General features: G+C 43.9%; 11 protein-coding genes. 5 read left to right on the top strand and 6 right to left on the bottom strand.

The window, feature by feature from the left end; all coding sequences use genetic code 11:
* A partial coding sequence (locus LD39_RS01360; RefSeq protein ID WP_035542041.1) for a DUF294 nucleotidyltransferase-like domain-containing protein occupies positions 1 to 939 on the top strand: 939 nt, incomplete at its 5' end.
* Positions 936 to 1,661, top strand: a complete 726-nt coding sequence (locus LD39_RS01355; protein ID WP_035542037.1) for an exonuclease domain-containing protein — start codon at positions 936 to 938, stop codon at positions 1,659 to 1,661. The genes LD39_RS01360 and LD39_RS01355, both read left to right, overlap by 4 nt.
* A gap of 42 nt (positions 1,662 to 1,703) precedes the next feature.
* Here LD39_RS01355 and LD39_RS01350 read toward each other — a convergent pair whose 3' ends face one another.
* Positions 1,704 to 2,702, bottom strand: a complete 999-nt coding sequence (locus tag LD39_RS01350) for an LLM class flavin-dependent oxidoreductase (protein WP_035542035.1) — start codon at positions 2,700 to 2,702, stop codon at positions 1,704 to 1,706.
* 548 nt (positions 2,703 to 3,250) lie between these two features.
* Positions 3,251 to 3,436: an H-type small acid-soluble spore protein gene (locus LD39_RS01345; protein ID WP_035542033.1), complete on the bottom strand. Its 186-nt coding sequence runs from the start codon at positions 3,434 to 3,436 to the stop codon at positions 3,251 to 3,253.
* Between the two features lie 168 nt (positions 3,437 to 3,604).
* On the opposite strand from LD39_RS01345, the gene LD39_RS01340 reads away from it, so the two are divergent.
* On the top strand, positions 3,605 to 4,504 hold the full coding sequence (locus LD39_RS01340) for an endonuclease I family protein (RefSeq protein WP_035542030.1): 900 nt from the start codon (positions 3,605 to 3,607) through the stop codon (positions 4,502 to 4,504).
* Positions 4,505 to 4,609: 105 nt separating this feature from the next.
* On the opposite strand, the gene LD39_RS21695 is transcribed toward LD39_RS01340, so the two are convergent.
* The 4 genes from LD39_RS21695 to nadB all read right to left on the bottom strand — a co-directional run bounded on the left by LD39_RS21695 (position 4,610) and on the right by nadB (position 8,785).
* Positions 4,610 to 5,215 carry a TetR/AcrR family transcriptional regulator gene (locus LD39_RS21695; protein ID WP_052158677.1) on the bottom strand — a complete coding sequence of 202 codons (606 nt, stop codon included), beginning with the start codon at positions 5,213 to 5,215 and terminating at the stop codon, positions 4,610 to 4,612.
* 66 nt (positions 5,216 to 5,281) lie between these two features.
* Positions 5,282 to 6,388: a quinolinate synthase NadA gene (gene nadA / locus LD39_RS01330; RefSeq protein ID WP_035542028.1), complete on the bottom strand. Its 1,107-nt coding sequence runs from the start codon at positions 6,386 to 6,388 to the stop codon at positions 5,282 to 5,284.
* The gene (gene nadC / locus LD39_RS01325) at positions 6,385 to 7,239 is read right to left on the bottom strand and encodes a carboxylating nicotinate-nucleotide diphosphorylase (protein WP_035542025.1); all 855 of its coding nucleotides are present in this window, start codon (positions 7,237 to 7,239) and stop codon (positions 6,385 to 6,387) included. Before nadC ends, nadA begins: the two co-directional genes overlap by 4 nt.
* On the bottom strand, positions 7,220 to 8,785 hold the full coding sequence (nadB, locus tag LD39_RS01320) for an L-aspartate oxidase (protein ID WP_035542024.1): 1,566 nt from the start codon (positions 8,783 to 8,785) through the stop codon (positions 7,220 to 7,222). Before nadB ends, nadC begins: the two co-directional genes overlap by 20 nt.
* A 101-nt stretch (positions 8,786 to 8,886) precedes the next feature.
* Here nadB and LD39_RS01315 point away from each other — a divergent pair, with 101 nt between their 5' ends.
* Together LD39_RS01315 and mscL are read left to right on the top strand one after the other, a co-directional pair.
* Entirely contained in the window at positions 8,887 to 10,023 is a 1,137-nt protein-coding gene (locus LD39_RS01315) for an IscS subfamily cysteine desulfurase (protein ID WP_035542021.1), read from the top strand.
* 103 nt (positions 10,024 to 10,126) lie between these two features.
* Positions 10,127 to 10,618 (top strand): large conductance mechanosensitive channel protein MscL, encoded by a 492-nt coding sequence (mscL, locus tag LD39_RS01310; protein WP_052158676.1) that lies wholly within the window; start codon positions 10,127 to 10,129, stop codon positions 10,616 to 10,618.
* Positions 10,619 to 10,628: the final 10 nt, after the last annotated feature.

Genomic DNA, 10,628 nt, shown 5'->3' with positions numbered 1-10,628 from the left:
TGGCGGGAAAAGACGCTTGATTCAGTTGCCGACGACCATCTTCAATTGAATGCCTTCCATGATCAGCTAATGTATCAAACCATTAGCATTGCGCAAGACAAGATCGAAAGTGAGCAGGGGAAATCACCTGCTCCTTTTGCGTTTTTTTTAATGGGAAGTGCTGGACGATTCGAGCAGTCCGTTTGGAGTGATCAGGATCATGGAATCGTATTTGACGGTCCGGATCATTATCAGGATTACTTCTTGAATTTAGGTGCGGAAATCAGCCATGGGTTAGAAGTCGTCGGATATGAAAAATGTGAAGGCAATGTCATGGCGTCTAATCCATTGTGGTGCCAATCGATCGAATCATTTAACAAGCAGATGGAAGAATGGCTGGACGAGGAAAGCTGGCAGTCGTTACGGAATTTTTCTATTTTCATCGATTCAAGGGTCTTGGATGGGAATGAGGATTACTTGCTGCAGGTGAAAAAGACTTGCTTCAACATATTAGAAAATAACCCTCATTTGTATTCCCGCTTAATTGATAACTTTGAGTTCATTAAGAAAGGAGTCGGTGTTTTCGGGCAGCTGCTCCCAGAACAGCGCCAAGGAGTAAATGGGGAAATTCATTTGAAGCAGACCGCTTATTTCCCGTATGTGAATGCCCTTAGGATTTTAGCATTGAAAAAGGGAGTAAGTGCCGCTCCGACCCTGGAGCGATTTGAAATTCTCAATTATAATTATCCGTTCATTGAAGCTTATGAGAAGGACTTTCGTGAACTTCTTGAATTTCGTCTCCGGTTTAGAAAAGAAGCGACGAGCTATGATAAGGTTCATTTGCTTCCGATTGCCCGCTTATCGAGGCAGGATAAACAGGAATTGAAACACCTAATTAAAAGAGGACAAAAGCTATTTTCGAAATCAAAATCGATGCTTCATGAAGAGGATGCATTATGAATCCATTTGTCCAGTTCGTCAAAGATCTATCTGATCGACTGGGAAGCGGCTTTTCCTCTTTAAATCAAAACGATCCCTCGAAAGTGGCTTATGTGAGAAATCTGGAACGACAAATGAGAAGCACCGATACACTTGATATTCCTTTCAATGACTTGCCAGTTGTTGTTTTTGATCTTGAAACGACAGGATTTTATCCTTATAAAGGAGATGAAATTCTATCTATTGGCGCGGTAAAGGTTGAGGGGACACGAATCCTTGAGGAGCAAACTTTTTATTCGCTTGTGTACAGTGAGACTGCCCCGTCGGAAGAGATTGGGGATTTGACCGGCATTACAGGAGAAATGCTTGCAGAAGCTCCTCCGCTCCGGGATGTGTTGAAGGATTTTTATTCGTTTGTAAAAAACGATGCATTAGTTGCTCACCATGCGAGCCATGAGAAACAATTTATGAATCACGCTACATGGCTTGCGCTAAGGAAAAATTTTCAACACCGCATTGTCGATACTTCTTTTTTAACGAGAATTATCCATCAAGAAGAGAGTTTAGTAAGTCTTGATGAATGCTGTAAGCATTATGGGATTTCGATTGAGCAACGGCACCACGCTTTTCATGACTCTGTAGCAACCGCAAAGCTATGGGTGGAAAGTATTCAAGAAATTAAACAGCTTGGCTTTGCAAACCTAAAAGAGGTATATACCCACCTCGCCACAATGGATAAATAAAAAAGCGCCTGTCCTAAAGAATTTTAGGAGGCGCTTTTACTTTTAGTTTTTCATAAGGTCAGCCACGATTTCATAAGAACGAACACGAGCTTCGTGGTCGTAGATTTGTGAAATCACCATGATTTCGTCTGCCTGGGTATCCTCTTGGAATTTCTCGAGTTTTTCTTTTACGGTGGCAGGACTTCCAATGATGGAAGCGCCTAGCTGTTGCTGTAAGGCAGCTTTTTCTCCTGCTGTCCAAACCTCATCCATATTCTCGACGGGCGGCTGTAAAAGGTGATTCGTATTCCGGACCAAATTCAGAAACTGTTGCTGTAGAGATGTAGCCAATCGTTCAGCTTCTTCATCCGTATCGGCTGCAATTACGTTTACACCGACCATCACATGAGGCTCCTCTAATATAGAAGAAGGTTTGAAAGTTCGACGGTATAAGTCAAGTGCTCCAAGGGTGTTGTTAGGAGAAAAATGGCTGGCAAATGAAAATGGAAGCCCAAGCTGTCCGGCGAGTTGGGCGCTGAATCCACTGGATCCGAGCAGCCAAATCGGAATATTTAATCCTTCTCCAGGTATCGCCTTTATTCGGTTTTTCCCTTCGAAATACCCTCGTAACTCTTCCACTTGATCGGGGAAGTTTTCAGCACGACTATTCAAATCACGTCGAAGCGCCTGAGCAGTGAGTTGATCTGTCCCGGGTGCGCGTCCTAAACCGAGGTCAATCCTACCTGGAAATAGCGTTTCAAGCGTTCCGAATTGCTCGGCAATGACAAGCGGTGCGTGATTGGGAAGCATCACGCCGCCTGATCCTACCCGAATCGTCGATGTGTTGTGTGCGACATGGCTGATTGCGATGGATGTGGCTGAACTTGCAATAAACGGCATATTGTGGTGTTCAGCCATCCAATATCTTGTGAACCCCCACTTTTCAACATGTTGAGCTAAGTCTACAGTGTTACGGAAGGAATCCGCAGGGCTTCCTCCTTCGATAACAGGGGCTAGGTCTAATACGGAAAACTCTATATCTTGCAGTGTTTTTACTGACATGATTCAACCTCTTTTCTATATCAAAAGATCATATAGTTCATCTTATCAAGATTATTTCGGGTCTAAAAATAATCTGTTTACCTTGTTGAGTAAGAGGGGGAAACTTAGAAGGGAAACACTCCCGACGTGCAGGGGTTCCACCAAACATTGTGAAGTCATCCATCTAACAAATGAGTTAATCACTTCCTATATACAAAAGTGGATCAAAAATCTTATTCAACACAAATGCAGAATTGTGGAAGACTTGATTTCGAGATAATCAGGGTTCGTTGCTGTATTGAGGTTCAGGGTTGGTTGGGAAGCAGCTCGCTTTCCTGCAGGGATGACGGCAAGCCTCCTCGGGCTCGAGGAGGCTCAGCGCATGCCCGCGGAAAGGGAGTCGTTTTCCCCGCCACCATCATCGCACATGAAAGCCTCGAAACTGAGTCTTCCAGAATAGGGAGCTTTAATCGAAAAAGAAAACAATAAGATTTAACACACCAACATAAAAACCCGCAACACTAAGAGAGACCATCCACCTCTCAGCGCTGGAAAGGGGATGGTCTCTCTTAGTGTTGCGGCTCTTTCAATTCATACAATGGAACTTCTTGATTCACATTAGGCTGATCTACGGGATGAATGCGAGCCATCTCGTTTCTTTCAATCACTTTTTCAATGTAAACCTCTCTGTCCTGATGAGTGACATGAATCATTTCAGGAGAATTGAAAATTTCTTTCGCACGTTCTTTGTTCATACGTAAAGACCTCCTTTAGGTGTACTAAGCTTAATGTTTGCTTGAAGCGCTAAGTATATTCTTTACGTTGTAAAAATTTAGTTAAAATGCTAACGAGCAGCATGAATAGGAGGTATGGAGGGAATCAGTCAATAGGGTTGAAGAAACAATATCGTGTAGGAGGTAATAATGGATATGCGAATGATGGAAAAATTGATTTCTGGACCTTCGGATGAACATGGGTTGAAAAATATTCTTGATCAAGTGAAGAATAATAAGGCGAAGATTATAGAGGATGACCGAATTTACTTCGATCACAAAAAGAATGAGAAGATGAAAGAGACCTATTATAAAAAGATTGATTTTAACTCTCCTAACATCGAAGAAATTAAGGAGCTTGTTCAATCTACTCATAAGAATCAACTGCGTTATGATCCAAGTGAATATGTCTATCCCTGGGTGGACTTGCGCCCGGATGGGAAGTTGAGCAGTATTTATTCAGGTAAGAATCGAGAGCCGGAGGATGTCATTCAAGAGGATTATGAAACTTCAAAAAACCGAAAAGCCGCTATTGAAAGTAAGGAGGATCGTGATTCCTCGAAATTGATCAGCGAAGTTGTTGCTGCCTTCAAATACAATTGCGAACATACAGTGCCTCAATCGTGGTTTGATGAGCATGAGCCAATGCGCGGGGACCTACATCATCTGTTTACGTGTGAGCCACGATGTAATTCTATAAGAGGGAATTATCCCTATCACGATTTTAAGGATTATCCAGAGAGGACTGAGGTCGAAATCAATCGTGTTGAGAAGCAGTGTGGAAAGGCGGAAGACGGGTTATTTGAACCAGAATATGCGAAGGGAACTGTAGCCCGTGCCATGCTCTATTTTTTAATACGATATCCGGACCGTATTGGCTCTAATCATAAAGATAAAATTGATGAGCAACTCTTACTTGAATGGCATCGAAATGAGCCGCCAGAGGTTTATGAGTTTCACCGTAATCAGGCAATATATGAAGTTCAAGGTAATCGAAATCCGTTCATTGATTTTCCAGTGGAAATGATCATGATATACAAGTCCGAATAGAGCGCAATATCATCGATAATGTAATAATTATCAGTATTTGCCGATATATATCAGCGAATGACGATATATATCGGCGAACATTCATTTATATCAGCGAAAATCTGCTCAGGAAAGGATAAACTCTATTTTATTACGAATGCCGCCCAATAAATCCTCCACCGTAAGTTCTTCTTGATACATGTACATAAGGAATTCAAAACCGAGCGAGCTGTAAATAATTTCAGCTGCTTGATTGGAATCGAACTCTGTCTGAAGCATCTTTTCTTCTTTCAAATGATTCAAAAATTCAATCAGTTCATCGACTAGCATGAAATCGAGGCCGACGAATTTCTTCAACATCTCAGGCTTTGATTGGAATGAGTAAATGGCGATTCCCATCATGTCTCGGAACAGTGTTTTACTGAAGTGAGTATAGCGCTCCACACGATTATATAAGTAATGATAGACCAATTCAGCAACTTCGCGATTCCGATCTTCTTCTTTGATTTTATAATCTTTCTTATCCATATCCTCGACAAACTCTTCAGAGAAAACCTCCACTAACAGTTCTGCTTTTGAATCAAAATAATTAAAGAGAGTCCCTACACCGATATCTGCTTGTTTGGCAACTTCCTCCGTGGTCGTCGCGTCATATCCATTGGTGAAAAAGAGCTCCTTAGCTGTATCGAGAATCCGTTCTCTCGTCAGCTGTTTCTTTTCACTTCGTCCCATTCCCATCATCTCCTAAAAAAAGTGAGTGCACTCATAATTGAGTGTACTCACTTTTTACGGAAAGAGTCAAGCTCGCTCCAGCATCCGGTCTAATGCCATTTTCGCATCGATCGCGATTTCGGTGTCTACTTTAATTAAATTTTGCGGCTTACCATCCGCTAGTGATTCCAGTGACCAGGCTAGGTGAGGGAGGTCGATCCGGTTCATTGTAAGGCACGGGCACATCATTGGGTTTAATGAGATGATGTGTTGTTCCGGGTGCTCCTGGATGATTCGGTTGACGAGGTTCATCTCGGTACCGATGGCCCAAGCGCTGCCAGCAGGGGCATTTTTGATGGCATTAATAATGTAGTTCGTTGACCCTGCCTGATCGGACAGCTCGACGACCTCCCGGCTGCACTCGGGGTGGACGATGATTTTCATATCAGGGTAGTCTTCACGGACTTGGTGAATGTTTGATACCGTAAAATTTTCGTGAACGGAACAGTGCCCTTTCCACAAAATTACTTTCACTTCTTCCAGAGGCACTTTATGAATTAACTCTTCTAAAATTGGATCCCATACCGCCATTTGCTCTAGAGGAATGCCTAAATCATAAGCTGTGTTCCGTCCCAGGTGCTGGTCGGGCAAGAATAAAATCCGCTCTTTTTGAGTAAAGGCCCATTCAATCATTCCCGTCGCATTGGAGGAAGTGACGGTAGCTCCGCCGTGCTTTCCAACGAAGGCTTTAATGGCAGCGGTCGAATTTACGTAGGTGAGAGGAAGAATGGTATCATCGAACTTCGTCATCAATTTCTCCCACGCTTTTTCCGTTTGGGTAATATTCGCCATATCGGCCATCGAACAGCCTGCGCGCATATCGGGTAGATAGACGTGCTGATCCTCGCGCGTCAAAATATCCGCGGTCTCTGCCATAAAGTGCACTCCACAAAACACAATCGCTTCCGCTTCATGTTGATTTGCAGACAGTTGAGCAAGCTTCAAGGAATCCCCACGAGCATCAGCGAACTGAATGACTTCATCCTTTTGATAGTGGTGTCCAGGCAGGAAAAGCCGAGTACCCATGCTGTCTTTCACATTCTTCACACGTTGTTCGAGCTCTTCTGCTGTCATTGTTTTATACCGGTCAGGGAGTGTTGGGGTCGATTGTTCCATTGTCTCAAATAGATTCATCGTTGTACCACCTTTATTTTAATGGAAACTTTCGCACTAATGTCTAAGGCAGAGGCGGAATGAGTCAGCGCGCCTAAGGATATATAATCAACGCCTGTATGGCGATAAGAAGCCAGGTTAAGAAGGGAGATGCCACCGGATGCTTCCGTCGTAATCGCAGAAGGAACAAGAGTGGCGAGATGCTGAATCTCTTCTGGCGTACAGTTGTCGAACATAATGCAGTCGACACCCGCCTCCACAGCTTCCAGGACCTGTGCTTCGTTCTCTGTTTCAACTTCAATTTTGACCATGTGTCCTAATTCAGATCGTACTTTTTCCACCGCATGCAAGATCGACCCAGAAAAAGCGATGTGGTTATCCTTCAGCATAACGGCATCATATAACCCATATCGGTGGTTTAAGCCGCCTCCTGCTCGGACAGCATATTTTTCGAACATCCTTAACCCAGGTGTTGTCTTCCTTGTATCGCAAATCCGTGTGTCATCACTGTTAAGGAGTTGAACGGCTTCTCTAGTTGTCGTAGCAATTCCGCTCATCCGTTGAATTAAATTCAGGATCACTCGTTCACCTTTCAAGAGGTTCACGATCGGTCCTTGTATGGTTGCGATCGGAATTCCTGAAGCGACCACAGCCCCGTCTGGAATATGCACTTCTGTTTTGATTGTACTGTCTAATAAGTGGAATCCTTCATGGATGATTTCCGCTCCACAAAACACACCGGTTTGCTTGCTCATAAAGACCATTTCGCCTACGGTATCATTTAGGAAGAGATACTCACTGGTGACATCTTGATCTCCGATATCTTCTAGGAAAAAGTCTTCAAGTTTCTTTTTAAGTTTTAATTTGTTCATCGATTTCCCTTCTTTCCAGCGTACGTTGTTGTACGATCTGTTTTAACTTCCACCCTTCAATCTCATAGGGGTAATCACTCCTGAAATGTCCGCCGCGGCTTTCTTCTCGCTCTAGTGCGGAGCAGGTGATCAACCATGAAGTTTGCAGCATAAACAAGAGCTTCACTTGTTCGATAGTGAGCAAACTCAAGTCAAAATAAGGTAGTTGGTCGATAGGAAAGGACTCTAACCATTCCTTATGGAGCAGCAAGTCCGTTTTTGACCTGACGATGCCGACGTGGTTCATCATTCGACTTTGAATTTCTTCTTTTTCAGGCAGAGGAAGCGAATAAGGTCCTTTATGGTATTGCCTTTGTGATTCTGCTCTCAGGTGGGCAGAAAGGTTTGTATTGATGTATTGTGCAAGGCGTTTTCCGTACACTAAGCCTTCAAGTAATGAATTGCTCGCTAACCTGTTAGCTCCATGTACACCTGAACTAGCGGCCTCCCCGATTGCGTAGAGACCTTCAATCGTCGTTCTCCCAACATCGTCAATACGGATGCCACCCATCGAAAAGTGGCAGCCAGGGGCGACTGGGATCAATCCATCCTTAAGAGAGAGACCGATACTTTTACACAAAGAAGAAACCGTAGGAAATCGTTTCTCAAATTGTGATATTGAGCGAATGTCCAGGTATACGCGATGTCCTTTTTGTAAATGGGCATAAATGGTTTGGGCAACAACGTGACGAGGAGCTAAATCTTTCAATAGGTGGACATGCTCCATCAGCCGCTCTCCATTATCATCAATGAGGACGGCGCCCTCTCCTCTAACGGCTTCAGAAACCAAACCTTTCGTTTTCCCTTCGCAATAGAGGAGGGTTGGGTGGAATTGAATAAACTCCATATCACAGATCTCGGCTCCAGCCAGGTAGGCTAAGGTCATTCCATCACCAGTGACGGATTCAGTATTGGAGGTGTAAGAATACAGTTGTCCACACCCACCTGTAGCGAGAACTACATGGGGGGCAGAAAATGTGTGAGTCTCTCCAGCCGAATCTTTACTTTTAACCCCGCAGCAACGACTTGTAATATCCTTCTGCAATTCATAGACGAACTCATTTTCATAGATTGTAATATTTCCTGTGAGCTTGGAAATCAACCCTTGGACGATTCGTTTTCCGGTCTGATCGCCGCCTCCATGAACGATACGGTTGTAACTGTGGGCTCCTTCATTTCCGAGCAAAAGAGACCCGTTTTTATCGTGATCGAACTGACAACCGTCCTTGATAAGGTCCTCGATAATTCCTGGCGCTTCGGTTGTTAACTGAAGCGTTTTGCAAGCATCATTTATATATCTTCCTGCTTCCATCGTGTCTAAATAGTGGGAGCAAGGGTGATCATCCTCATGGATGGCAGCCGCAATTCCTCCTTGAGCAAGAGAAGAATTGCTTTGACGCAGCGTAGACTTTGTGAGAACAATCACATTTAAATCCTTACGTAAATGTCTGGCTAATTGTAAGGAGGCAATGCCGCTTCCTACAATGATGACGTCCGCTTTTTTCATTCCAGTCCTCCTGTAAATTTACAGATGTATTGACACCTATATTTACACACAATTAAAATAATGACAAGTGTTTTATCCGAAAAAGGGAGAGGAAGGATGAAATGACGACTTATTTCGACTATGCTGCGACCTGTCCGATTGATGAGGAAGCGTTGGAAGCATACATGAAAGCATCAAAAGAGTTTTACGGAAACACAAGTAGTTTACACGATGCTGGGACGAAGGCGGCCAAGCTGTTGGAACATTGCCGTACATCGCTAGCGAATCTTATGAACGTGAAATCTGAAGGTATTTATTTTACAAGCGGGGGAACAGAAAGCAATGTTATAGGCATTCAAGCTTTATTGGACGCTCATCCAGGAAACCACATTATTGCTTCAGCCGCTGAACATTCATCCATCCAGCACCTTTTAGAAAAATTGGAGCAGGAGGGCTATGAAATCAGCAGAGTTTCCTTAACACCGGAAGGCATTCTTGATATAAAAGAGCTGGAAAGTTTAATTCGTGAAGAGACGGCCCTCGTTACCATCCAGCATGTGAATGCCGATATCGGAACTGTTCAGCCAATTCAACGCATCCATACCCTTTGTAAGAAGTGGGGAAGTCTATTTCATAGTGACTGCGTCCAATCTTTTGGAAAAGTTGATCTCGCTTCGGCCGCTCCCTATTTTGACAGCTTCTCAATATCAAGTCATAAAGTGTATGGACCTAAAGGTGTAGGGGCTGTATATATACGACCGAGTTTATCCTTCCAGCCCTTATTGCCCAATGTCATTCATGAGTCAGGCGTGAGGGCAGGGACGGTCAACACTCCAGGCATTGCAGGTTTTTTAGTCGCTGCTGATAAAAGCGTCGCTTCACTTGAGGAACATCAAAGTGTGATCAGAAAAAGAAAAGAATATTTTATGGAGTTATTGACGGAGGCTGCAGGTGAGCTGACGGTTTTGGGAGGACTGAATGAGGTTCCTATATTGGGGCTATGTATAAAAGGAATGGATGGACAATGGGCGATGCTTGAGGCAAACCGTAAAGGCTATGCCTTTTCAACAGGAAGTGCCTGTCAGGTGAGAAGTGAAGGACCTCCTCAAACGCTGCTTTCCATGGGGTTTTCTGAGCAAAACGCAAAAACGTTTATCCGCTTGTCTTTCAGTCATCTGCATTCCGAGGAAGACGTGAAAGGATTGGCGGATTGTCTGAAGCAAATTATGGCTGACCAAGTACGAAAGGTAAATGTGTGAATAGCCACGGTTTTTGATATAGTAACAAACTTTACATTCGGGGGTGTTTCCTCATAGTTTGTCCTGCTTTCTCATAGAAATAAGGGAAGAGAGGAGAGGTAGGATGGGGTTGTTACGTGAATTTCGAGAGTTCACTGTCAGGGGGAGCGCTGTCGATATGGGAGTCGGGATGGTATTGGGAGCAGCTTTTAGTGGTTTTATCGATTCGCTCGTCACCGACATCCTACTCCCGCCTGTCGGATTACTGTATTCAAAAATGAATTTTGAAAGCTTATTCATCAGCTTGAGCGGAGATTTTTATCCAACGCTTTCTGCGGCAAAGGAAGCAGGAGCGGCAACGATCAATTATGGTCTGTTCATCACGGCGACTGTAAGGTTCCTCATCATTCTTTTTGCAGTATTTTTAGTTGTGAGGCAAATTAATAGGTGGAAAAAACCTCACCAGCATCCTTTGCATTCTATGACGAAAAAGGAATGCCCGTATTGCTGCATGCCGATCCCAACCCAGGCCGTGATTTGTCCGAACTGTTCATCCTCCCTTGAGAAAAAGGAAGATCGGTGGAAGCAAGCGAAGCCGAAGTGGAGGGTGAAGTGAAGGGTGGAGT

It is taken from the genome of Halobacillus sp. BBL2006 (assembly GCF_000786645.1).
In the GTDB taxonomy this organism is placed as follows: Bacteria; Bacillota; Bacilli; order Bacillales; family Halobacillaceae; genus Halobacillus.
Note: the sequence above shows the minus strand (reverse complement) of the source record. Positions and strands in the feature narration are given on the sequence as shown.

What these genes read in the sequence shown, in the direction of transcription:
- LD39_RS01355 (WP_035542037.1), top strand. Translation starts at nt 936, where the DNA reads ATGAATCCATTTGTCCAGTTCGTCAAAGATCTATCTGATCGACTGGGA.
- LD39_RS01350 (WP_035542035.1), bottom strand. Translation starts at nt 2,702, where the DNA reads ATGTCAGTAAAAACACTGCAAGATATAGAGTTTTCCGTATTAGACCTA.
- LD39_RS01345 (WP_035542033.1), bottom strand. Translation starts at nt 3,436, where the DNA reads ATGAACAAAGAACGTGCGAAAGAAATTTTCAATTCTCCTGAAATGATT.
- LD39_RS01340 (WP_035542030.1), top strand. Translation starts at nt 3,605, where the DNA reads ATGGATATGCGAATGATGGAAAAATTGATTTCTGGACCTTCGGATGAA.
- LD39_RS21695 (WP_052158677.1), bottom strand. Translation starts at nt 5,215, where the DNA reads ATGGGACGAAGTGAAAAGAAACAGCTGACGAGAGAACGGATTCTCGAT.
- nadA (WP_035542028.1), bottom strand. Translation starts at nt 6,388, where the DNA reads ATGAATCTATTTGAGACAATGGAACAATCGACCCCAACACTCCCTGAC.
- nadC (WP_035542025.1), bottom strand. Translation starts at nt 7,239, where the DNA reads ATGAACAAATTAAAACTTAAAAAGAAACTTGAAGACTTTTTCCTAGAA.
- nadB (WP_035542024.1), bottom strand. Translation starts at nt 8,785, where the DNA reads ATGAAAAAAGCGGACGTCATCATTGTAGGAAGCGGCATTGCCTCCTTA.
- LD39_RS01315 (WP_035542021.1), top strand. Translation starts at nt 8,887, where the DNA reads ATGACGACTTATTTCGACTATGCTGCGACCTGTCCGATTGATGAGGAA.
- mscL (WP_052158676.1), top strand. Translation starts at nt 10,127, where the DNA reads ATGGGGTTGTTACGTGAATTTCGAGAGTTCACTGTCAGGGGGAGCGCT.